We start from the raw sequence: 23161 nt of genomic DNA, 5'->3' as shown, positions 1-23161 counted from the left end.
CTTATCCCCTCATCCTGACCAGATTGGTACGCTTGAATTCGATCACTGCATCGCCCTGCTGATTGCTGCCCCGCGTGTGCCACGTGACGATGCCGTAGCCGGGGCGGTTGCTCGCCGGCCGCCGCGACACCACCACCGAGCTGGCATAGAGCGTCTCGCCGGGGTAGACCGGCCGCAGGTAGGCCAACTCGTCGACCCCGAGAAAGGGACCGCCGCCCTCGGACAGGTCTTCCACCGACAGTCCGAACACGGTGTTGAACACCAGCAGCGGATTGACCGGCACGCCCGGGTGGCCGTTGGCGCGCGCCACCGCTTCGTTGGTGTATTGCGGGTTGTAGTGCAGCGTCAGCACCGAGAACATGGTGTTGTCCGCCGCGGTGACGGTACGGCCCCAGTGATGGTCGAAGCGCCGGCCCGGCTCGAAGTCTTCGTAGCGGTTGCCGCGGGCGCGCAGCCTGGCCTCGGCCTTCAGGCGGGCGACAACGGGGTCAGCGGGGACCTCGGCGATGCGCTCGGTGGCGGGATGGGTGGTTGTCATTGCATGGCCTCAAACAAGGGTTCGACGGAAGGAAGCCGGTCCAGCGTGTCGACCACCGACACCAGCTTCGCGAACTTGGCCGCGCCGATGCGCGGCACGACGATGGCCTGCGCCTTGTCGACCAGGCGCCGCCACTGCATGGCAAGGTCCGCGGCCGGCACCGCGACGTTGGCCTGCGCGCGCAGCGTGCGGCCGTCGCGGGTCAAAATCTCGACCGTGGCATCGTTGCGGTCCGGACCAGGCACCACCTGCAGCGCAATCCGCTGCCGGGCCCTGACATAGCGCGGCGCGAGCGCGGTCTCGGGCGAGTACAGCGCGAGCGACGCCGTGGGCGCGCCGTCCATCGCCAGCGCCGCCAGATGCTGGATCGCGAACTTGATCTCCAGGCCGGTCTGCGGGTTGGCGATATCGCACACGCCGCGATGCGGGCCGGAGACGAAGATGGTCATCGACTCGAGCGCGTCGAGGTCGATACGGTGCTCGCGGCAGGCCTGGCGCACGGCTTCGATGGTGGAGTGCGTGAGGTAGCAGGACGCATGGAACTTGAACAGGGTGCGTTCGATCGCCATGCCCGCGCGACGCTCGAACGTGGCCGGGAACGCCGGCGCGGCGGGCGCCTGGGTGCGGCCGAAGCCCTGCTCGCACTCGATGCCACTGGCATTGGCCGTGAAGCCGCGCGCGGCCAGGCGGGCCGCGATCACGCCGTTCATGGCGGCCTTGCCCGCGTGCAGCGGCTTGGCCATGGTGCCGAACATGCATTTGAGCCCGGCAGCCTGCGTCGCGGCGAGTCCGAGCGCATGGGCAGTACGGACCGGGTCGAGGCCCCCCAGCCGCGCGCAGGCGGCGGCGGCGCCCAGCGTGCCGGTGGTGCCGGTCGGGTGCAGGCCGAGGCGATACTGCTCCTCGCCCACCACTTCGCCGATCCGGCTTTCGACTTCATGGCCCAGGATCAGCGCACGCAGCAGTTCCTTGCCGCTGGCGCCGGCCACCTGGGCCACCGCCAGCGCCGCGGGCGCCACCGGCACGGTCGGGTGTCCGCGCATCGCCGAAGCAACGTCATCGAAGTCGAGCGCGTGTCCCGCGGCGCCGTTGATCAGCGCGGCCTGGGCGGGTTCGGCCCGCAGCGGGCTGCCCACCAGCGCGCATGGCAAGTCGCGCAGGCCGGCATATTCAGCGACGAGCATTTCGACCAGCGGCTCGCGCGCGGCGGCGAGCGTTACCGCGATCCAGTCGAGCATGGCATGGCGTGCCCAGGCGAAGGCCGGCGCGCCGAGCTCGGCGTCGTCGACCGTGCTGGTCCAGTCGGCCAGCGCCCGGGTGAAGCCGGTGCGGGCCGACGTGTTGTCGAAGGTATGGTCAGGTTCCACCGGAAGCATCGCCGCATCGGCCGGCGCCATGTTGTTGTCGATGGACCCAGTATTGGCGAAGGCGGGCCGGCGCGGCATCACATATGTGATGAATGCCGGCCGCTGACATCCATCACATATGTGATGGATGGGCGGGCTTCCAGGACCGAAACTTTCGTCCGTGGCCATGCGCGGCGCCGATCCCGCGCATGGCCGCCCTATCCAGACTTCGTCAACCTTTCGCGTCTGCCATCGCTCATGACCATGACCACGCCCGTCCCCCGCCGCTCCGTGCTGTATGTGCCTGCCACCAACACCCGCGCCATCGAGAAAGCCCGCCACCTGCCCTGCGACGCCATCGTGTTCGACCTGGAAGACGCCGTGGCCCCGGCGATGAAAGCCGAGGCCAGGGATAACCTGGCCAGCGCGTTTGCCGCGCAGCCGTTCGCAGCGCATGAAACGGTGATTCGTGTCAACGCGCTGGCAACCGCCGAGTTCGATGCCGACCTGCGCGTGGCCGCCACCTGCGGCGCTGATGCCATCCTGCTGCCGAAGGTCGCTACCGGTGCGGACCTGGAGCGCTTCGCCGCGGCCATCGGCGGCATCGCCGATGGGCCGGCGCCAAGGCTATGGGCCATGATCGAAACCGCTGCAGCGATCCACCATATCGACGGCATCCTGCAAGCCGGCCGGCGCCGGCAGGTGCGACTCGACTGCCTGGTGGTGGGCACCAATGACCTGGCCAGGGAAACCGGCGTTTATCCGGGCGACCATCGCGCCTACCTGCTGCCCTGGTTGATGTCGGTGGTGCTGGCGGCAAAGCGCCATGGCGTGGACGTGCTCGACGGTGTGTGGAATGACTTCGGCGATCGAGCCGGCTTCGACCATGAAGTCCTGCAATCCGTCAGGATGGGCTTTGACGGCAAGACACTGATCCACCCGTCGCAGGTCGATCCGGCCAATGCAGCGTTCACGCCGTCGGGCGCCGCCGCGGCCGAGGCGCAGGCGATCGTCGCGGCCTTCGCGCGGCCCGAGCATGCCGCCGCGGGCGTAATCAACCTGGAGGGACGCATGGTCGAGCGCCTGCACCTGGAACAGGCCACGCGACTGCTGGCACGGTTCGACGTCATCCGGGCGCTCGGGGAACGGCCCGGCCGCTGAACGCGCGCGCCAGCGCTCAGCAATCCTGCGCCACGGCCAGCACCGCGGCCAGCAGCTTCTTGCGGCGCGCGTGCAGGCGTGCCACCGGGCCGCCGGTGCCGATGCCCAGCCACTGTCCGCGGATGGGTGTGGCCATCAGCGTGGCAATCACGCCGGCCCCCGGCGTGGCCAGGCTGGCCGATTCGTAGTAGCCCTGGCGACGCGCCAGCTCGACTTCGCGCAGGATCTCGGCGGGCCGTGCCGGGGCCTCGCCGGCGGCCGCCTCGGCGTTGTAGCGGCGCAGCAGGCGTCCGATCTGCTCGTCGTCCATGCGGCTCATCAGCATGATGCCGATCGCGGTGCGATGCATCGGCCGGACGATGCCCGACGCAACCGACAGACGCAGCGCATGGCTGGATTCGATCACGGACAGGTATTGCAGCATGTTGCCGCTCTGGCGGCCCAGTAGCACGGTTTCGCCGGTTTCGCTCGACAGGCGGCGCATGGCGTCGTGCACCGATGCGCCGGCGCCTTGCCTGCGCGTGGTCCAGCCGCACAGGAAGGCGACCCGCACCGACGGGCAATAGGTGCGCAACTGCGCATCGAACTCCATGTAGCCGCGCGCGACCATGGTCCGCAGCAGCATCGAGACACTGGACTGCGGGATGCCGAGGCGCTCGGCGATCTCGCCGACGCGCAGCGGCCGGCGCACGCGCTCGAACAGTTCCAGCAGGTCGAACACGCGATTTGCCGACTTGACCATGCCGCTGTCCATAGCCGTCCCTCCCTGGCGCGCGCCTGGTCGGCGCTGCATTGCCGTGCCTGGACTGTCCGGCGTCGCTCAGGTGCTTGCCGTTGCAGCCCACCTCCCCAACATCGCCATGGCGATGGGTCTTCTACAGCAACCACTCCCCGATCATCCGCAGGATTTCCGCCCTGACGGCCGCCGGATCCATCGAGGCCCGGTTCAGGCGATGCACGGAGATACCGCGCAGCAGGCTCATCAGGATGAAGGCCGCGGATTTTGCATCGACGTCCGCGCGGATCTGCCCCAGGGCCTTGGCCTCGTTGAGCTTGTACTCGACGTAGGCCATGTTTTTTTCATTGTAGTCGTGGACAAAGCCATGCAGCGGCGAGTCGGCCACGGACGAGTCCAGCACGATGAAGAACATCGCCCGGATACTGTTGACCGCACTTTCCGGGCGCTGGGTGTAGGCATCCACCAGCGAATAGATGCCATGAATGCCGCTGGTGTCGCTGCCATCCTTCTTGCGCTGGGCATTGAATTCACGCGACAACTGTTCCAGGCACTCCGCCAGCAGCTTTTCCTTGGAGCCGAAATGGGTGTGCGCCAGGCCGCGGCTATAGCCGGCCTTGGTGCCGACTTCATTCATGGTCAGCCCCGCCAGGCCCTTCTCGGAAATCAGCTCGATAGCGGCCTGCACCATGCGGCCGACGGACTCTTCACGCCGTTGCTCCTGGGTGCGACTGGATTGCTGCTTCATAGGTGGTGAATGTGATGCCGCCTGCGAATATTGGTGGTGTCGTCCTGCTTCGCGTCGAGCAAAGATCCTGGGGGTTCAACGCGAAGTCGTGCCGTACCAGATTGTACCGAAGGCAAATATCCGCTTTCCAGGGAGCGCTGCCTCGCCGCGGCGCAGGACACGCCGGCCTCTGCGTTCGCAAATTGCCGGCACAGCCGTGCGTGCCTGGCGGCTCAGGCAGGCTGGATATTGGCCTTTTCCGCCACCCGCTTGAAGCGCAGGTATTCCGCGCGCTGGAATTCGCCCAGGTCGCCAAGCGCCTTGTTCAGGAAAGTCCCGGCGCGCTTGGCCTGGTAGGCCTTTGCCTCCTCGGTCTTCTGCGCCGCGGAGATGGCTGCGGCAAGCTCGTTGAGCTTGTCCTGCGGGGTGCCGGCCTTCATCGAGAAAGACGACCACACGTAGGACTCGAAGTCGGTGTAGCCCAGTTCCTTCATGGTCGGGACATTGGGCAACAGCTTGTCGCGCACCCCGCCGGTGATGGCAAGCACGCGCAGCTTCTTGCCCTTTTCCATGGGCGCGATGCCGGTGATATCGTTCAGGCCGATGTCGAGCCGGTTGCCGATCACGTCCGTCACCATCGGCGCGCCGCCCTTGTAGGGCACCGGCGTGGTCTTGATGCCCGTCGCCTGCGCCAGCCACTCGCCCACCAGCCGGTAGCCTTCGGAATAATTGCCCACCGAGATCGGCTTGCCGGTGGCCTTGTAGCGGGCCACCACATCGGCAATGGTGTGGTACGGCGAATCGTTGCCGGCCACGAAAGCCGCGGCCGAGATAGCCAGGCCGTGCAGCGGCACCAGGTCCTTGAACGGGTCGTAACCGAGGTTCTTCACCATCACCGGGTTGACCGCGATCAGCGAGTTGCTGCCGAGCAGGATGGTATTGCCGTCAGCCGGTTCCGCCAGCACGGTGCGCACGGCGATAAGGCCGCTGGCGCCCGGCTTGTTCTCGACCACGATCGCGCGGCCCAAGGCCTTGCCGATCTGCTCCGCGTAGAAGCGCGCGCCCTCGTCCGAGCCACTGCCCGCCGTGAACGGCACGATCACGCGAATCGCCTTGCCCTGCGCCCGCGCGATGCCGGGTAATGCCAGCGTTGCCGCGCCCGCCAGCAGGGTGGCGCCGAATTGTCTGCGTTGCATGTCTTTGTCTCCGTTTATCGATTGTGGTGGCCTGCCCCTGCAGGCGATCAGTCTTCAAAGACCGGGGGCCGTCGCTCGGCCATGGCCTTCACCCCCTCGGCAAGGTCCGGCCCGGCAAAGTGGACCGCCTGCTCCGCGCTTTCGCGCGAGATGGCATTGCGGATATGGCTGAGCGAGTCGGCCTTCAAGGTCTGGCGGGTCGACTGCAGTGCCCGCGGCGACGAAGTGGCCAGTTCCCGCGCCAGCGCCAGCGCGGCGCCGCGCACCTCGGCCCTGGGTACGATGAAGTCCACCAGCCCCAACTCATGGGCGCGTGCGCCGTCGACGCGGGCGCCGGTGTAAAGCATCCACGCCGCCATCTGCTTGCCGATCAGCGCGGGCAGCGTGTACGAGAGCGCAAACCCGGGATGAAAGCCGAGACGGTTGAAGTTCGCGGAAAAGCGCGCCTCGGTGCACGACACGCGAAAATCCGCCGCCAGCGCCAGGCCCAGCCCGCCACCGACTGCCGGCCCCTCGATCGCCGCCACGATCGGCTTGCCGAAGCTGAAGATGCGCAAGGCCTCGAGATAGATCGGATTGATGCGCGAGGCGCTGCGCGGCGCCGCGGCACCGTCGCGCCGCGAAAAGTCCGCGCCCGCGCAAAACGCACTGCCGCCCGCTTGCAGCAGCACCGCGCGGCAGGTCTTGTCGCCCTGCAGCCGGTCCAGCTCATCGGCTATCCGGGCAATCATGTCCACATCGAAGAAATTGTGCGGCGGGCGGTTCAGCTCGAGGATGGCGACATGGCCGTCGCGCCGGCTCAGGATGACTTGGTCCGTGGTGTCAGGCATGGGTGGCGTTCCTTTCTGCTTGCATCGATCCGGCGTGCCCGTCAGCCCCGCCAGCCGCGCCAACTGCGGACGGCAAGGTGCGCGCCGTCAGGTTCGGCCAGAACTGATCGGACCCTGCCTGGATGAAGGCCTGGCCCAGGCGCTCGGCCCATTCGGTGCTGGTGCCGGCCTCGGCGCGCCAGGCCCACAGGCGACGGGTGGCGAAGTTCAGCGGGTATTCGTAGGTAAAGCCAATCGCGCCATGGACCTGGTGCGCGATCGAGGCGCCGGTGCGCACCGCGTCGCTGGCCGTCACCTTGGCGACCGCGGCGCTGAATTCCGCCTGCGGCGCGCTGTGCTGGTGGATCGCTGGCAGGTCGCGCAGTGCCGTTGTGGCCGCCGCATAACTGCAGGCCACTTCGCCGGCCAGCACCGCCAGTTGCTGCTGGATTGCCTGGTTCTTGCCGATGGGCTTGCCAAACTGCACGCGGTCCTTCGCATATTGCACCGCCAGGTCCAGCGCGTAGTCCAGTGCGCCGGTCAGCTGCGCCGCGGTGGTGGCGGCGTAGCACACTTCCAGCGGCCGGCTCAGGCCCGCAATGCCGGCAGCCAGCGCATGAGAAACCACGGCCTGATCCAGCACCACCGTATCGGCCGGCAGCGATGCGGCATCGGCCTTGGGCTCGATCCGCACGCCGGATTCCCTGGCATCCACCAGCGCAATGCAGCCAGCCGTCTCGACCACCAGCCAGTGCGCGTGGCGAGCCCACTTCACGGCGGTCATCGTGCCGGACAGGGTGGCCGGCTTGCCGGCTTCATGGCTGCTCAATTCCAATGACCGGGTCTGCGCCCCCGCGGCAAGCGCGAACACGCTGTCGGCCGCCAGGTCCAGCCCGCAGCGCGATGCCATGTACTGTCCCACCACGGCCTGTGCCAGCGGTACCGGCGCCTGCGTGTAGCCGACCTGGTAGAACAGCGGCAGGGCCTCGGGCCAGGACGCCTCGATCCCGCCATGCGCCTCGCGGCACAGGATCTTGGTCATGCCGCTTTCAGCGATGGTTTGCCACAGCGCGCCGGCGAATGCGCCGGCCTCGACCGCCGTCAGCAGTTCGCGGCTCACCTCGTTGGCCAGCAGTCGCCTGACGGTTTCTTCAATCATGTTGTCGCTCATCGCAGCCCCAGTCCTTTCGCAATAATCCCGCGCAAAATCTCTCTCGTGCCCCCGCGCAGCGAGAACGACGGCGCCGCCAGCGTTACCAGGTTCAGCACCTGGTCAAACTCGCTGCCGTCGCCCAGCCGGTCAGGGAATACTTCATAGGCGATATCGGGCAGCGACTGCTCCAGCAGCGCGCCCTGGTCCTTGACGATGGAGGCGGCCAGCGACGGGTCCTGGCCCTCGGCCAGCATCAGCGCGATGCCCTGCGACATCTGGCGCAGGGTGGCGTAACGCGCGATCACCTTGCCAAGCGCCACCGCCTGCTGGCGGTTGCCGGCATCGGCGGCATCGAGCATCTCCAGCAACAGCTGCGTGCTGCTCAGGAAGCGCTCCGCGCCGGAGCGCTCGTACTTCAGCTCGTTGATGACCTGGCTCCAGCCCTTGCCTTCTTCGCCGACAAGGTGGTCGTCGGGGACAAAGACATCGTCCAGAATCACCTCGTTGAAGATGCGCGTGCCCAGTTGCGACACGATCGGGCGCACGGTCACGCCCGGCCGGTCCATCTCGATGAAGATCTGGCTCATGCCGGCGTGGCGGTCATCGCCGCGCTCGCTGGTACGCACCAGCGCCACCATGTAGTGCGCATGGTGGGCGCCCGAGGTCCAGACCTTGCGGCCGTTGATCTTCCAGCCGCCTTCCACCTTGGTGCCGCGCGTGCGGATCGAAGCCAGGTCGGAACCCGAGTCCGGCTCGCTCATGCCGATGCAGATAAAGGCCTCGCCGCGGCGGATCTGCGGAATGATCTTAGGCGCCAGCTGGTCGCGGCTGTAGCGGATCAGCAGGGGCCCCATCTGCCGGTCCGCGGCCCAGTGCGCGCCCATCGGCGCGCCCACGGCCAGCAGTTCTTCTAGCATCACATAGCGCTCCAGCATGCTCTTGCCGCCGCCGCCGACCTCGGTCGGCCAGGTCATGCCGAGCCAGCCCTTCTCGCCCATTTTTTTCGAGAATGCGGGGTCCCGCCCGGCCCAGTTGTGCGCCCGCTCGACGCGGGAATACCGGGTCATGTGCTCCCTGGCAAATGCCCTGGCTTCCTCGCGCAGCGTCTCGCATTCCGGCGGCAAGTCGCCTACCGCGATGTGCAACGTATCTATGTTTATCCTTATTTGCTTGCGAACAAGCAACACTCTATAGTCAATGCATCGAATCCGCTCTAGGTAATTACGAGGAGAAGCCAGTCCACCATGAAAGCAAGCGACACGACCGACCCGACGCAACCTCACGCCACGGTTCCGCGCGGCCCTCTTGCCGGTATCCGCGTGCTGGACCTGACCGCCGTGGTGCTGGGTCCGGTCGCGACCCAGGTGCTGGCGGACTATGGCGCCGAAGTAATCAAGGTTGAGCCGCCCGAGGGCGACCTGATGCGTGCCAACGGTGTCAGCCGCACGCCCGGCATGAGTTCGACCTTCATGAATATCAACCGCAACAAGAGTTCGGTCTGCATCGACCTGAAGACGGAGCAGGGCAAGGCGCAGCTGCGCCAGCTGATTGCCCGCTGCGACGTGCTGGTGCACAACATCCGCGTCAAGGCGATCCAGCGGCTCGGCTTTGACTACGATGCGGTGGCACAAATCAACCCTGGCATCGTCTACTGCGCCGCCACCGGTTTTGGCGAGGGCGGCGCCTTTGCCGGCCAGCCCGCGTTCGACGACATCATCCAGGGGGCTTGCGGCCTGGCCCATCTGGTGGGCCACGAGAGCGGCGTACCCGACTATCCGCCCACGCTATTGGCCGACAAGATCGCCGGCCTGGCCACGGCCAACGCCATCCTCGGCGCACTGGTGCACAAGGCCCGCACCGGCGAAGGCCAGTACGTGGAAGTGCCGATGTTCGAGACCATGGTCGCCTTTACCATGACCGAACACCTGGGCGGCCATGGTTTCCACCCGCCCATCGGCGATGCCGGCTATGCGCGCCTGCTCAAGGGCGGGCGCAAGCCTTCGCCGACACGGGATGGCTATATTGCCGTGCTGCCCTACACGGAGCAGCACTGGAAGGCCTTCTTCCACCGCTTCGGGCGTGGCGAGTTCATCGACCAGTTCAATATCAGCAGCCGCATCGAGCGCAACAAGAACATCCAGGCAATCTACGCAGAGTTGCGCAAGATCACCGCGCAATACACCACCAGGGAAATGATGGACGTTTGCCGGGAAATGGACATCCCGGTCGCGGAGATGTATTCGATCCACACCATCCAGAACCATCCGCAGGTGCAGAGCACAGGCTTGTTCCAGACCATGGCGCACCCGACCGAAGGCGAAGTGGTGACGACCCGCCCGACGGCGCTTTTCTCGAAAACCCCTGCGTCAATCTATAAGCCCGCGCCTAACCTGGGCGAGGATACCGAGCGTATCCTGAATCCCGCGCCGTGACGCGATGGGGGGTATCCGACACCGCTATTTCTGTACCTGCCTGATCGCGCGCTCGCGCGACGCCTGCATGTCCTGCATCAGCCGGTACGCCGCGTAGTACTTGAAGATGTTGCGCACATAGGTGGTGGTCTCGATGCCGATCTTCTCCGCCACCACGATCTCGACGTTGTTGAACCACTTGTCGGGATCCAGTCCGCGCGCCGCCGCTTCCTTGCGCATCTTGGCGATATTGCCCGGCCCGGCGTTATAGCTGGCAAAGGCGAACAGCGGCCGGTTCGCTTCCGAGAAATGCGCGTCGGGGAAGTACTTCGTCATCAGCCGGTCCATGTACTTGGCGCCGGCGTGGACGTTGGCCTCGGCCATCCGGATATTGCCGACATTCAATTCCTTGCCGGTGGCCGGCATGATCTGCATGATGCCGACCGCGCCGACATGGCTGCGCGCCTCCTGGTTCAGCTGGGATTCCTGGAAACCCTGCGCGGCCAGCATCAGCGGGTCGAAGCCATAGTCCTTGCCGTACTTCTCGAAGAAGGCGATGGTCTGCTGGAAGCGCTTGTACTCGGCATCGTCGGTATTGTTCTTGATCTGCTTGATGCGCAGCATGGTCTGCTTCAGCCGGTACTCCGCTCCGCCCTGCTTCTTGACGAAATTGACGTAGAAGTCTTCGATTGCCTGCCGCAGTTGCGGGCTGTTCTTGCGGTAGGCCCAGCCGGTATAGCTACCTTCGCGCACGGCCAGGTCTTCGCGCACCTTGATGTTTGGCAGGATCTGCGCCCAGGTCGCGGCCTTCCAGTCATCGACCACCAGGATCTGCAGCACGCCCGCGTTGAGCATCTCGAGCGCGTCTTCGTCCTCGAGCGCGTCGGGCAGCATGACCAGCTTGATCGGCGCCTTGCCGGCGCGGCGCAGGCCGTCGTTCAGCACGGTCAGGCTTTCGAAATAGCTGCTGGCGCGACGTACATGCACGGTCTTTCCGGCGAGATCGTCGAGGCGCTGCAACGGCGGCGCCTTTGGCCCCGTGACCACCAGCTCGCGCACCGGCTTGCGGTCGCGCGGCGCGGTGAAGTCCACCTGCTTCAGCCGGCTTTCGGTCTCGGTGAGGTTGCCGGCGGCGATATCGCCAAGCCCCGCCATCAGGTCTGGAAGCAGCCGGTCGCGCGTGGTCGGGATGATGACGATGGTCAGCGGGCGCTTGCCGAGCTGGTCGCCGTATTTCTTGTTCAGGTAGCGCTCGAAGTCACGCACCAGCTCGGCGGTCAGTCCGCGCTCGCGGCCCTTGTCGCTGAAGTAAAGCGTGCGGCTGTACGGCACCAGCACGCGAATGACGCGGCTCTCGAGCATCACGCCGAAGTCGCCGGTACGGGGCTTGTTGGCAAGGTTCAGGCCGCGTGGCTTGGCGGGAGTGGCCTGCCCCGTCGCGGCGGTAGCGGCCGGGGACGACGCTGGCGGATTTGGCGATGGCGGAGCTTGCGGGGCTGCGGCAGAGGGTCCGCAAAGGCTGAGCGCGCCCATCAGGCCGTACAGAAGAAGGCCTGCCAGCCAACGAGAAGGGCGGACAGCGGACATGGCGGGATCGCAAGCCGCGCAAGCAAGCGCGCGGTTTGCCCATATGGAGTCTAGGCACGAAATAGGGAGTTGCAAGCGGGCACTTGCAAGGGCGCCTCGCTTCCGTCGCCTTGCACCCGCGGCTTCCGTTTTCCGACACCGGCACCGACACCGGCATGGCGCATCAACTACTATGACTGCATCGGCCCAGGTTATTCCCTGCTCACCCCATCCATCTCACTGCCCATGCAAGAGCGCGATCCGGCAACAGTATTTGCACCCTTCAACGTCACCGTGCGCGACGGTCGCGAGCTCCTGGTGCGGGAAATCGGCGAACGTGACAAGGCCGGCCTGCTGGCCGCGTTCAACCAGCTGTCCGCCGATGCGCGGTATACCCGCTTCATGGCGGCCATGCGGCAACTGCCGGAGGCAATGCTGGAGCAGGCGACGCATCCGTCGCCGGAGCACGAGTTTGCCCTGGTGGCGATCGCCACCGAGAACGACGCGCCTGCCATCGTCGGCGGTGCCCGCTATGCTGCCGCACCGGGCAGCGACGCTTGCGAGTTCGCCGTGACAGTCAGCGACGACTGGCATGGGCTCGGCCTCGCCAGCCAGTTGCTGCGGGTGCTGATCGATGTTGCCACGCGCCGCGGCTATCGGCGCATGGACGGTTATGTGCTGTCGTCGAATACCGCCATGCGACGCCTGGCGAAGCGGTTGGGATTTGCCGACACACCGTGCCCCGACGACGCCACGCTACGCGTCGTCACGCTGGCGTTGCAGGCCAGCGGGCAATAGCTGGCGCGGGCGCCCGGTCACAGGCGGCGCTCAGGCCATGATGTTGACGCCTCCATCGACATACAGGGTTTCGCCTGACAATCGCCTGGCATACGGCGTGGCCAGGAACGCGCAGGTGTAGCCGACGTCCATGATATCGACCAGCTCACCGAGCGGCGCGCGCTGCACCGCGTCGGCGAGCATCAGGTCGAAATCCTTCAGGCCCGATGCCGCGCGGGTCTGGAGCGGCCCGGGCGAGATCGCATGCACGCGGATGCCCTGCGGGCCAAGCTCGTACGCCAGGTAGCGCGACACCGCTTCGAGCGCGGCTTTCACGGGACCCATGACGTTATAGTTCGGCACCACCTTGTTGGCGCCGTGATAGCTCATGGTGAACATCGTGCCGCCATCGCGCATCAGCGGCGCCGCCAGGCGGGCCATGCGTATGAAGGAGTGGCAGGATACGTCCATGGCCCGGGCGAAGCCTTCCGCCGAACAATTGAGCAGGCCGCCCTGCAGGTCGTCCTTCGGGGCCCAGGCCACCGAATGCACCAGGATATCGAGCTTTCCCCACTGGTCCCGGATCCGCGTGAACAGCGCATCCATTTCGGCCTCGCTGGTCACGTCCAGCGGCAGGAAGATCGGGGCGGAAAGCTCCTGTGCCACCGGTTCGACATATTGCCGGGCCTTTTCGCCGGCATAGGTGATGGCAACTTCCGCACCCAGTTCGTGGAAGGCCCGGGCGCAACCGTAGGCAATGGAATCCGTGTTCGCAATGCCGCAGACGAGTGCCCTGGTATTGGCGAGAATCGGCGGTCTGTTCCCGGGTGTCATGTCGCGTCCCCTGAAGGTTCATTGCTGACGCGGCGCCCATCGCGCCGTGTCGGTCCACTGCTCTGCCGGTTCGGAGGTCATGGCGCGGGCGTCGCGATGATCTCCCGGGTATGCCGGGCGATCATCAACTCCTCGTCGGTCGGGATGACCCAGACGGGTACCCTGCCCGATACCTCGCTGATCTTCGGGCCGTTACGTGCATTGGCCGCGGCATCGATGCTTACGCCCAGCCATGCCGCCTGCCGGCACACGCGCTCGCGCACCGGTGCCGCATGCTCGCCGATGCCCGCGGTAAATACCAGCGCGTCCAGTCCTTGCGCGGCCGCGGCGAGCGAGCCAAGCTCGCGCGCGATGCGGTACGTGTACACCTCGACCGCAAAGCGGGCACGCGCGTCGTCGCTGGCGAGCAGTGCGCGCATATCGCTCGACACGCCGGACATGCCGAGCAACCCCGACTTGCGGTAGATCAGGTCCTCGATGGCGCCGGCATCCATGCCGAGCTCGCCGATCAGGTACAGGATCACGCCCGGATCCAGGCTGCCGCAGCGCGTTCCCATGGGCAGCCCGTCCACAGCGGTGAAGCCCATGGTGCTGGCCACGCTGCGCCCCGCCACCAGCGCGCACATGCTGCTGCCATTGCCGAGATGGGCGACGACGGTGCGGCCCGCGGCCGCGGCGGCGTCGATGCGCGGCAGGACGCTGGCGATGTACTCGTAGGACAGCCCATGGAAGCCATAGCGCCTGACGCCGCGCCCGGTGATCTCCACCGGCAGCGCGAACGCCTGCGCCACTTCCGGCTGCGCGCGGTGGAAGGCGGTGTCGAAACACGCCACTTGCGGCAAGCCCGGACGCCGCTCCGCCAGAATGCGGATGGCTTTGAGATTGTGCGGCTGGTGCAACGGCGCCAGCGGGCAAAGCGTATCGAGCTCCGCCAGCAGCGCCTCGGTCACCCTTGCCGGCTGCGTGAAACGCACGCCGCCGTGCACTACCCGGTGCCCCACCGCGGCGAGCGTATGCCCTTCCCCGTGGCCACGCAGGAAATCCGCCAGGTAGGCGATCGCGCCTTCGTGCCCAAGCTGGGTGCCGGCATCCCACTGCCTGGCTTCGACTTCGGCGCCGGCCGCATCGGCCGCGCGAAACGCCGGAGCGGTGTAAAGCCCTTCGATGCTGCCGCGCAGTACGAGCCTCAGTGCGTCGTCATGGACATCGTAGGCGCAGTACTTGAGGCTTGACGAGCCCGCGTTCAGGACCAGGATGATCTCTGCCATGGCATCACCCCGCCACCTGGGTGGACTCGCGCCGCGCCCTGGCGACCAGGGCAGCCACCGCGCACGACGCCAGCCGCGTTGTCACCGTGTCGGCACGGCTGGTCAGGATGATGGGCACGCGCGCGCCCAGCACGATGCCGGCGGCGTCCGCGCCGGCAAGGAAGGTCAGGCTCTTGGCGAGCATGTTGCCGGCGTCCAGGTCGGGCACCAGCAAGACGTTGGCGCGCCCGGCCACCGGCGAATCGATTTTCTTGATGCGTGCCGCATCCAGGTTGATGGCATTGTCCAGCGCGAGCGGGCCGTCGACCACCGCGCCGGTGATCTGGTGGCGGTCGACCATCTTGCACAGCGCGGCGGCTTCGATGGTGGATGGCACCTTGGGATTGATGGTCTCCATGGCCGACAGGATCGCCACCCGGACTTCCTTGAGCTGCAGGGCGTGGGCCAGGTCGATCGCGTTCTGGAGGATATCGGCCTTTTCAGACAGGGTCGGGGCGATATTGACGGCGGCGTCGGTCACGATCAACGCGTCCTCGTGCCCGGGCACGTCCATCACGAAGCAGTGGCTGATGCGCCGGGCGGTGCGCAGGCCGCTGTCGCCGCTGACGACTGCCCCCATCAGCTCGTCGGTGTGCAGGCTGCCCTTCATGATGGCCTCGGCCTTGCCTTCGCGCACCAGTTGCACCGCGGCCGCCGCTGCTGCGTGGCTGTGCGGTGCATCGACGATCGGGTACGCGCGGATGTCGATGCCGCTGGCGCGCGCCGCGTCTTCGATGCGGCTGCGCGGCCCGACCAGGATCGGCGCGATCAGGCCCATGCGGGCCGCCTCGGCTGCGCCTTCCAGCGACGCCTGGTCGCATGGATGCGCCACCGCGGTCGGGGTGGGCGGGATGGTCTTGCAATAGTCGATCAGCCGCTGGTACTTCTCATGTCTGGCGTTCACGGCATGCTCCACTCAATGTTCATCGGGGTCGGCAAGCTGCGATGGTTGCGCGCGTGGCCTGGTGCCGTATTGCCTCAGGACGCCCCGGCGCGCGGGGCGTCAGCGGCGCGGCCGCCTCCGGCTTTCGGCGACAGCACCGCGCGGATCCGCCCCAGCATCGCCGCCTGCTCCGCCGTGGGGCTGGTGCCAAGCAGGCGCTCGTCGGTACGCAGTTTTTCGGCCAGCGCATGCAGCCGCTGGCGGTCAGCCTGGTGCCTGAGCAAGACCGGCAGCGTCTCCAGCGCCTGCTCGGGCGCGTACCGGGTGATCAGCTCCTGCTGGCCCCGGGTCTTGCGCCAGGCGTCGGGGGGTAGTTCCGGCAGGAAGTCCGCGTAGTCCGTCACCAGCTCCTTGCGCAGCTCCAGCCGGGACAGCGGCAATGGCTCGCCCTTGCGATTGAGCAGGCAGGCCAGCCGGGCAATCGCCTCGGTGTATCCGCCCTCGCCGACCGAGGCCAGCGCGGCCCTGACTTCCGGCGGTTCCTGCGGCGCGATGGCTGCCGGCGCGGATGGCTTGTCCAGCGACAGGAACGAGAACAGGTTGGCGTACAGGTTGAAGAACGATGCCTCCGTCATCGCGTCGCGCACGGCGCGGTAAGCGTCGAGGCCGGCACTGAGCATTTCCGCCCCCGCCTGTTCCTGCTGCCGCAGCGGATGGTCATCCGCCATGGCCTGGCGATTTGCCCTGACCGCCTCGGCCGCGGGCTTGAGCCAGGCCATCCAGGGATTCATGTCAGAGAACGCCCAGTTCTGCACCCGCAGCGGATGGAACTCGCGCAGCATCCGTGCCGACGCCTCGCTCGACATGGCCTGGACGAACGGTTGCGCGAACAGTTCATACGCGCGCTGGTTGAAGTCCGACAGCGCGGCAACGGCCTCGAACGGCTTCTCGTCGACCCGCTCGAAGCGGTTGAGCCGGCCGGCGAGCTCCTCCAGCGAATGTTCCTCGAACTCGACCTCGTATTCGAGGCCATCGCCGCGCTTGTGTTCGTGGATGACCATGCCGTAGAGGCCCGGTGGCAGCAGTTCGATGCTCTTCAGCACCGAAACGATCTGCGCATGCTCCTTCTGTGCGACCTTGCCGGAGACGAAGATGCCAAGATGGCCCACGCTCCGGTGCATCATGCCGACGATCACCTGGCCGCGCGCCTTGATTTCCTCGGTGCTGCCATAGACGTCGACGACCCAGTTGAAGGCCTGCTGCGGCGGCGTGATGTTGTCGCCCATCGAGGCAAACAGGACGATCGGCGCCCGGATCTCGCGCAGGTCGAAGCCCTTGCCGCCTGCCGCCTTGACGTCGCCGCTCCACAGCTTGTTGCCGACGAACAGGTTCCGCGTGATCCATTCGATCTCCTCGCGGTTCATCAGGTAGTAGCCGCCCCACCAGCGCTCGAACTCGAGGAAGCGCGGCGGCTCGGTATCGGCCTTGCGGTACAGGTGGTAGTACTTGTCCCACAGGCTGTTGGCCGGGTTCAGGTTCTCGAAGTTCTGCACCAGCCAGGCGCCGTCGAACTTGCCGTTGCCGAGGTCCGCCGTAAGCGAGGCCAGCCAGGTGCCGCCCAGCAGGCCGCCGGAATAGCGCATCGGGTTGTCGCCCTCGCCCGCGCTCCAGGCACCGCTCCAGTACGACATCGGCGCACCGTTGATGACGATCGGGCCGGTGTCGTCGGGGTCCGATGCACCGAGCATCATCGCGGCCCAGCCACCCTGGCAATTGCCGATGATGGCCGGCTTGGCGCTGTGCGGATGCAGGGCGCGCACCTTGCGGATGAACTGTTGCTCCGCCTCGCATACGTCGAGCAGCGTCTGCCCCGGCTCCGGGTCACGGAAGAAGATCACAAAGTAGACCGGGTGGCCGGCACGCATCGCCACGCCCACCTGCGAATCGTCCTTGAACCCGCCGATGCCGGGGCCGTGCCCGGCACGCGGGTCGATGATGACATAGGGGCGGCGGCTGTCATCGATGGTGACGCCTTCGGGCGGCGTGATTTTCAGCAGCGCGTAGTTGACCGGCCGCGCGAACTGGCGGCCATCCATCACGGTTTCGTAGTCGAAGTGCAGGACTGGCTTGAGACCGTGCGTGGCGTTTTCCACAAAGCGGTTGCCCCGTTCCCTGATCGTGTCCCAGAACAGGATGGCACGCTGCATGCTGTCGACGGCGTAGGCATAGCCGTTCATCGGATCGAGGCCGGCCATCCACTTCGCCGGCGCGAGGGCCGCCTTGTCCTCGCCCATGGCCTGCTGCACACGATGTGTGTAGGCTTCCTGCGCATTCCTCAGCCGCTTTTGCAGCACGACGCCCGTCTTGACACCCACTTCACGCGCGTGAGCCAGTTGTTTGCCTGCATCCATGCCGTCCTCCGCCAAGAATCCTGCAGCATCCGTATTCCTGCTCTGACCAACTTTAATGGGAGCCGGTCCCGCGGCAGAGATGAAATTTTTCCAAGCGCGAGATAAGAAAAACCGCCCACCCGACCAGGGTGATGCCCAGCTCACGAAGCGCAGCATGCGCTCCCCCATCCGGGTGGCGTGCTGCGTGCGCGTCAAGGCGTGCGCGGAAGCGATTGACTATGCGCGCAGGAAGCGGCCGATGGTGCTGGCCGCGCTGTCGGCGCCAGTCACAAGAAAGAGGTGTCCGTCGTCGACCAGCTGCAGCGCCGCGTGGGGAATGGCCGCGGCCAGGATCCTGGCATTGACCGGCGGCACGATCGGGTCGTCGGTCCCGTGCATCACCAGCGTGGGCTGCTTCAGCGCGCCCAGCCAGGGCAGGCTGCTCCAGCCCCAGGCCGCCAGCAGCTGGTAGAGGTAGCCGCGTCCGCGCGGCGGCCGCATGTGCCGGCCATGCTGGTCGAGCCATGCGGGGTCATGGCGCAAGGCGCCGCCGTACAGGTCGGCGCCAACGCGGCGCAGGTACTGCGGATCGGTATAGCGGCGCAGGCCGATCATCTTGGTCAGCACTGACAGCCTGCCGGGCACCATGATGACGCCGGGTGAGGTGGCGGCCAGGACCAGGCGCCTGCAACGGTGGGCATGAAGCCGGGCAAACTCCTGCGCCAGCGCTCCGCCCCACGACACGCCAAGCGCATCGACCTGGCCATCGTAGCCAAGGCGCGACAGCAGCCGGTCGGCCAGCACGCAGAGACTGGAGAAGCGGTAAGGCATCAGCGGCGCGGGCGAGCCGCCGACGCCGGGGACGTCGAAGAGAATCACTTCGATGTCGGGCAGTGCGTCGACAAAGGGCTGGAGCAGTTCGAAGTTGGCGCCGATGCCGTTGAAGACCAGCAGCGGCGGGCCGGCGTCGCGGCCCGGCCGGATGCCGGTCCTGAGTACCTGGCCGTCCAGATCCACGGTCCGGACCTGCAGCTTGTGGCCGGCTTGCGTGCCGGCATCGATGGTTGTCATCAGTTGGTCCTGGAGACGTTGGCGCGCGGACATGGCCGGGGCGCCGGCCATGTCCGCGGGCGTTTATGCCTTGGGGCGCAGGATGCCCTTGACCTCCTCAACGTTCTCGGCGATGCGCCGGCCGACCGTGGCGATGCTGTCCGCCTGGGCCTTGTAAAGCGTATCGCTCAGGCCGCGCAGGCCGGCCACGGCCTTGTGCAGCGAGCGCGGCAGCGCTTGCGCCACCCCGGCAGAAGCCTTGCCCTCGGCGGACTCGCCGCCGCGCGCCAGCGCCTGCAGGTCGGCGGCGGTGTCGCACAGGTACTCGGCCTGCAGGCGCACCACCGATTGCAGGCCGGTCAGCAGCGTGATGTTGATGCTGGCCAGCGCCTCGATGTCCTTGCGGCGCGACTCGAGGATCGCGGCCGGGTCCAGGCGATTGTGCCGGACGAAGTCAAGCAGCTTGCGGTGCGGGGCCTGGGACGCCTGCCGGGCGGCGGCGTCCGCGGTGTTGGTCGATTCCATCTGGGTATCTCCTCACGGTTGGGTTGCAAAAATCGAAACTGCCGTTGGCCGCCACGCCATGGGCGGCCACGCCATGGGCCGGCGCCCATGGACCTGCGCATCACGCTTCGCTCACATAGCGTCCGGGCGCCTCGCCACAGGGTGGAAATTGCGCGCTGCCGGGAACGTCGGGCGCGCGGCGCTTTGGTCCTGAGCGCGCCTTCAGCCATTGGCTCCAGTGTTGCCACCACGAGCCCTGCACGGCGGTCGCGCCGTCAAGCCAGGCCTGCGGATCGGCGGCCGGCGCGTCGCCGCGGAAGAACTTCGCCTTCGGGTTGCCGGGGGGATTGACCAGGCTCTGCACGTGGCCGCTGGAACTCAGCACGAATTCGGTGCGTCCGCCAAAGGCGCGCATCGACCGGTAAGCCGCTTTCCATGGCGTGATGTGGTCGGTCATGCCGGCCAGCACATACTTGTCACAGGTCACGTCCGACAGCGTGATGGCGTGGCCCAGCACGTGCAGCGTGCGCGGCGTGGCGAGCTGGTTCATCGTCAGCATGTCGAGGAACTGGCCGTGCAGGCCGGCGGGCAGCCGCGTGGTGTCGTTGTTCCAGTAGAGGACATCGAAGGCCGGCGGCGCATTGCCGAGCAGGTAGTTGTTGACCCAGTAATTCCACACCAGGTCGTTTGGCCGCAGCCAGGCAAACATCCGTCCCAGCGCCGCGCCGTCGAGCACGCCGAGCGCCTGGCTGCCCTGCCGCGCTGCCGTGACGGACTCGGGCGTGCTGAACAGCCCAAGCTGCGACTCCGCATCGAGTCCGAACACCGATACCATCAGCGTCGCGGCATGCACCAGCTTTTCGCCGCTGGCGGCGCAGTAGCCCATCAGCGCCGCCATGGTCATCGCGCCGGAGCAGGCGCCGTGCAGGTTGACGTCGGCACTGCCAGTGATGTCGCGGATCGCCCCGATCGCCTCGATCAGCGCGCTGACATAGGTATCCAGGTTCCAGTCGCACTGCGCCGCAGTGGGATTGCGCCAGCTGACGATGAATACCTGCAGCTCCTGCGCCAGCAGGTACTCCACCATGCTCTTGCCGCTGGCCAGGTCGAACACATAGAACTTGTTGACCTGCGGCGGCACGATCAGCTGCGGCCGCGCATGCACGCGGGCGGTGGACGGCGCGTACTGGATCAGTTCCAGCAGTTCATTGCGGAACACCACTGCGCCCGGCGTCGTCGCCAGGTTCTGGCCGACGCTGAAGGCTTCCTTGTCCACCTGGGCCGGCATGCCGCCGTTGCCCAGGGTATCGGCGACCAGGTTGGCCAGTCCGCTGACCAGGTTCATGCCGCACGATTCCACCGTCTTTCTCAGCGCGGCGGGATTGCCCAGCAGGGTATTGGTCGGGGCCAGCGCATCGATCACCAGCTCGGTGAAGTACTGCGCGCGGTGCTTGCTGCGCGCGTCCATCACCGAGCGCCGCACCAAGCCGCCCAGTGCGTCGCGCCAGGCCTGGTAGCCCTGCAGCGACATGCGGTACAGCGGATTGTCGCGCCAGGCGGCATCGCCGAAGCGCCGGTCCCGCGCGGACGGCAACGGCGCCGAACCATCCAGGACGCTGACGAGATCGTGCGCCAGTTGCGCCTGCTGCTCGAGCACGAGCACCGGCTCCTGTACGCACTGGGCGCCGATCTGCTGCGCGGCGCTGACGAAGTCCTCCGGCCTCAGGCCGACGAACGGATTGGGGCCGGCCAGCGCCGGCTTCGCGTCGATGGCTTCGATGGCCCCGGCCGCGGTGGCGGCCATCACCGTCGCGGCCTGCTTGTTCCTGCCGGCCTTGCTCGCCGGCGCACGCGTCCTGGATGCGGTTGTCATGTTGCTGCTCCTGCCTCTGCCTTGTTTTCTGCCCGGTTCCCCGTGTCCCGCTTCATGCCATGACAAGCGCCAGGGCTTCCGCCACCATTGCCGGCCTGGCTTCACCCTCGACTTCCATCGTGTTCTCCATGCGCAACAGCACGCGGCCGTCGCCCTTGTCATCGACCGACAACAGCCTGACGCGGTTGCGCACGCGCACGCCTGCCCTGACCGGCGCCAGGAAGCGGGTCTTGTCCAGGCCGTAGTTCACCGCGGCGCGCGCGTCGCCCGGCACCACGCCCATGCCGGTCAGCTTTCCCGCCAGCAGCGACAGCGTCAGGTAGCCATGGGCGATGGTGCCGCCGAACGGACTTTCCTTGCGGGCGCGCTCGACGTCGACATGGATCCACTGGCGGTCCTCGGTGCATTCCGCGAACGCGTCGATGCGCGCCTGGTCCACTTCCATCCACTCGGACACGCCGAGTTCCTTGCCGATGAACGCGCAGAGCGTTGCCATGCTGTAGCCTTCGATTGCCATAGGTCTCCTCGCTTGATTCGGTGCCGCGCGTTGGCGAGCGCGGATCTGATGCCCGCATCGTAGTGGCGACGCGCGCCGGGGCGGCTACCAAATCCGGCCCAATCGCTGACAAAACCTGCCGCTTTGCGCGCATGTGCCGCAGCCGCCGTGCAATGCGCACGCGAAGCCGCCCGTGATGGCGGAAACGGTCAGTCGCCGGTTGGCATTGCCGGCACATTGCCTGGCAGCAATACGCGGCTGCGATACGCGGCTGTGATACGCGGCTACGGCGCGCGGCGGTAGGCGTTCGGCGTGCTGCCGGTCCAGTGGCGAAAGGCACGATGGAACGCGGTGGGATTGTCGAAGCCCACGTCGAAGGCAATGGCCGCGATCGGATCCGCCGAGCGCGTCAGGCGCTGGATGGCGATATCGCGCCGGACATCGTCCTTGATGGCCTGGAAGGTGGTGCCTTCCGCGGCAAGGCGGCGGCACAGCGTGCGCACCGAACAATGCAGCGCCAGCGCGGCGGCCTCGATCGTGGGCGGATCCGGCAGGCGGTCGGCCACGTACTGGCGCACGCGATGACAGGTCATCTGCTCGGCGAACGAGACAAAGATCCAGTCCTCGGGCGCGCGCGCCAGGAACTTCTCCAGGTCCGGCTTGCGTTGCCGCACCGGCAGGTCGAGGTAAGCCGCGTCAAAGATCATGCGGCTCCGCTCGCAGCCGAAATGCACCGGACCGGGAAACAGGTAGAGATGGTCGCTGGCCAGCGGCGGCCGGCCGGATGGCAGTTCCACCGCCTGCAGCGGAATCTCCTTGCGAACCAGCCACGACGTGACGCCATGCACCAGCTTCAGCATCAGCTCGCGGCCCAGCATGCTGACGGCGGGAGACGCCGGATATTCCATCAGCTCGACATAGCCCGAAGCCCCATCGCGCCGCGACTCGATGCGGAAATCGTCGAGGATCAGGTGGAAGAACTGCCCGAACCGGTGCAGCGCCACTTCCAGCCTTGGCGCATCCAGCAAGCTCAGGCACAGGTATTTGAGCGTGCCATTGCGCAGCGGGCGGCTGAAGATGCCCGGCATTTCATCGTCGTGTTCGTGCGCGAGCAGCCGGTACAACGTGGCGAACTGCTCTTGCGTCACGCGCGCCGCCGGCTCCGCCAGCAGCTCGGCCGCAATGCCGGAACGCTGCGCCAGCCGCGTGATCGCCATGGGGTCGGCGCCGCAAAGAAAGCCGTTGACGACGGAGATGGGGACGGTAGGAGACAGGGCGTTCACGCTAGCGCGCTGGCAGTGCATGCCACAGGAAAGAGGTCGGCGCATTCTGCGGCTGCCTTCCTCGAACGCGCAAGCTGCCCGGGGCCCGCCGGACATCGTGTTTTCCCTGCCTGTCACGAAA

General features: G+C 66.9%; 21 protein-coding genes. 3 read left to right on the top strand and 18 right to left on the bottom strand.

The window, feature by feature from the left end; all coding sequences use genetic code 11:
- Position 1: 1 nt before the first annotated feature.
- Complete coding sequence (locus C7416_RS02235; RefSeq protein ID WP_172582399.1) at positions 2 to 538, bottom strand: MaoC family dehydratase; 537 nt, start codon at positions 536 to 538, stop codon at positions 2 to 4.
- Positions 535 to 1983 (bottom strand): MmgE/PrpD family protein, encoded by a 1449-nt coding sequence (locus tag C7416_RS02230; protein ID WP_111516913.1) that lies wholly within the window; start codon positions 1981 to 1983, stop codon positions 535 to 537. Before C7416_RS02230 ends, C7416_RS02235 begins: the two co-directional genes overlap by 4 nt.
- Before the next feature lie 165 nt (positions 1984 to 2148).
- Between C7416_RS02230 and C7416_RS02225 the strand changes: the two genes are divergently transcribed.
- Positions 2149 to 3045 carry an HpcH/HpaI aldolase/citrate lyase family protein gene (locus tag C7416_RS02225; RefSeq protein WP_111517468.1) on the top strand — a complete coding sequence of 299 codons (897 nt, stop codon included), beginning with the start codon at positions 2149 to 2151 and terminating at the stop codon, positions 3043 to 3045.
- Between the two features lie 16 nt (positions 3046 to 3061).
- Here the strand turns inward: C7416_RS02225 and C7416_RS02220 are convergent, their stop codons facing one another.
- The 6 genes from C7416_RS02220 to C7416_RS02195 form a co-directional block, all read right to left on the bottom strand.
- Positions 3062 to 3787, bottom strand: coding sequence for an IclR family transcriptional regulator (locus tag C7416_RS02220; protein WP_240988316.1), 726 nt, complete (start codon positions 3785 to 3787; stop codon positions 3062 to 3064).
- A 133-nt stretch (positions 3788 to 3920) separates the two neighbouring features.
- On the bottom strand, positions 3921 to 4529 hold the full coding sequence (locus tag C7416_RS02215; RefSeq protein WP_240988317.1) for a TetR/AcrR family transcriptional regulator: 609 nt from the start codon (positions 4527 to 4529) through the stop codon (positions 3921 to 3923).
- Between the two features lie 212 nt (positions 4530 to 4741).
- Complete coding sequence (locus C7416_RS02210) at positions 4742 to 5704, bottom strand: tripartite tricarboxylate transporter substrate binding protein (RefSeq protein WP_111516910.1); 963 nt, start codon at positions 5702 to 5704, stop codon at positions 4742 to 4744.
- A gap of 47 nt (positions 5705 to 5751) precedes the next feature.
- Positions 5752 to 6534, bottom strand: coding sequence for an enoyl-CoA hydratase/isomerase family protein (locus tag C7416_RS02205; protein ID WP_111516909.1), 783 nt, complete (start codon positions 6532 to 6534; stop codon positions 5752 to 5754).
- Complete coding sequence (locus C7416_RS02200) at positions 6527 to 7672, bottom strand: acyl-CoA dehydrogenase family protein (RefSeq protein WP_240988318.1); 1146 nt, start codon at positions 7670 to 7672, stop codon at positions 6527 to 6529. Before C7416_RS02200 ends, C7416_RS02205 begins: the two co-directional genes overlap by 8 nt.
- An 8-nt stretch (positions 7673 to 7680) precedes the next feature.
- A complete protein-coding gene (locus C7416_RS02195) occupies positions 7681 to 8820 on the bottom strand; it encodes an acyl-CoA dehydrogenase family protein (RefSeq protein ID WP_240988342.1) in 1140 nt (379 codons plus the stop codon).
- Between the two features lie 90 nt (positions 8821 to 8910).
- Between C7416_RS02195 and C7416_RS02190 the strand changes: the two genes are divergently transcribed.
- Positions 8911 to 10098 (top strand): CaiB/BaiF CoA transferase family protein, encoded by a 1188-nt coding sequence (locus C7416_RS02190; RefSeq protein ID WP_111516907.1) that lies wholly within the window; start codon positions 8911 to 8913, stop codon positions 10096 to 10098.
- A gap of 24 nt (positions 10099 to 10122) precedes the next feature.
- On the opposite strand, the gene C7416_RS02185 is transcribed toward C7416_RS02190, so the two are convergent.
- On the bottom strand, positions 10123 to 11664 hold the full coding sequence (locus tag C7416_RS02185) for an MltF family protein (protein WP_111516906.1): 1542 nt from the start codon (positions 11662 to 11664) through the stop codon (positions 10123 to 10125).
- A gap of 225 nt (positions 11665 to 11889) precedes the next feature.
- Between C7416_RS02185 and C7416_RS02180 the strand changes: the two genes are divergently transcribed.
- Positions 11890 to 12441 (top strand): GNAT family N-acetyltransferase, encoded by a 552-nt coding sequence (locus tag C7416_RS02180; protein ID WP_111516905.1) that lies wholly within the window; start codon positions 11890 to 11892, stop codon positions 12439 to 12441.
- A gap of 30 nt (positions 12442 to 12471) precedes the next feature.
- On the opposite strand, the gene fabI is transcribed toward C7416_RS02180, so the two are convergent.
- From fabI to C7416_RS02135, 9 genes are all read right to left on the bottom strand, one after another.
- Positions 12472 to 13254: an enoyl-ACP reductase FabI gene (gene fabI, locus C7416_RS02175; RefSeq protein ID WP_111516904.1), complete on the bottom strand. Its 783-nt coding sequence runs from the start codon at positions 13252 to 13254 to the stop codon at positions 12472 to 12474.
- Positions 13255 to 13331: 77 nt separating this feature from the next.
- Positions 13332 to 14522 (bottom strand): acetate/propionate family kinase, encoded by a 1191-nt coding sequence (locus C7416_RS02170; protein ID WP_111516903.1) that lies wholly within the window; start codon positions 14520 to 14522, stop codon positions 13332 to 13334.
- Positions 14523 to 14526: 4 nt separating this feature from the next.
- Complete coding sequence (locus C7416_RS02165; protein WP_111517466.1) at positions 14527 to 15465, bottom strand: phosphate acetyltransferase; 939 nt, start codon at positions 15463 to 15465, stop codon at positions 14527 to 14529.
- A gap of 74 nt (positions 15466 to 15539) precedes the next feature.
- Positions 15540 to 17855, bottom strand: a complete 2316-nt coding sequence (locus tag C7416_RS02160) for a DUF3141 domain-containing protein (protein WP_111516902.1) — start codon at positions 17853 to 17855, stop codon at positions 15540 to 15542.
- A 216-nt stretch (positions 17856 to 18071) separates the two neighbouring features.
- Positions 18072 to 18905: a poly(3-hydroxyalkanoate) depolymerase gene (phaZ, locus tag C7416_RS02155; protein WP_111517465.1), complete on the bottom strand. Its 834-nt coding sequence runs from the start codon at positions 18903 to 18905 to the stop codon at positions 18072 to 18074.
- A gap of 63 nt (positions 18906 to 18968) precedes the next feature.
- Positions 18969 to 19409: a phasin family protein gene (locus C7416_RS02150; RefSeq protein WP_111516901.1), complete on the bottom strand. Its 441-nt coding sequence runs from the start codon at positions 19407 to 19409 to the stop codon at positions 18969 to 18971.
- A gap of 100 nt (positions 19410 to 19509) precedes the next feature.
- Positions 19510 to 21192, bottom strand: a complete 1683-nt coding sequence (locus C7416_RS02145; protein WP_111517464.1) for an alpha/beta fold hydrolase — start codon at positions 21190 to 21192, stop codon at positions 19510 to 19512.
- A gap of 121 nt (positions 21193 to 21313) precedes the next feature.
- Complete coding sequence (locus C7416_RS02140; protein ID WP_111516900.1) at positions 21314 to 21778, bottom strand: MaoC family dehydratase; 465 nt, start codon at positions 21776 to 21778, stop codon at positions 21314 to 21316.
- 263 nt (positions 21779 to 22041) lie between these two features.
- Positions 22042 to 23061, bottom strand: a complete 1020-nt coding sequence (locus C7416_RS02135; RefSeq protein WP_111516899.1) for an AraC family transcriptional regulator — start codon at positions 23059 to 23061, stop codon at positions 22042 to 22044.
- Positions 23062 to 23161 lie beyond the last annotated feature (100 nt).

This window comes from Cupriavidus phytorum (genome assembly GCF_003254285.1).
Classification (GTDB): Bacteria; Pseudomonadota; Gammaproteobacteria; order Burkholderiales; family Burkholderiaceae; genus Cupriavidus; species Cupriavidus phytorum.
The sequence above is the reverse complement of the archived record's forward strand: the minus strand, read 5'-3'. Positions and strand labels throughout refer to the sequence as shown.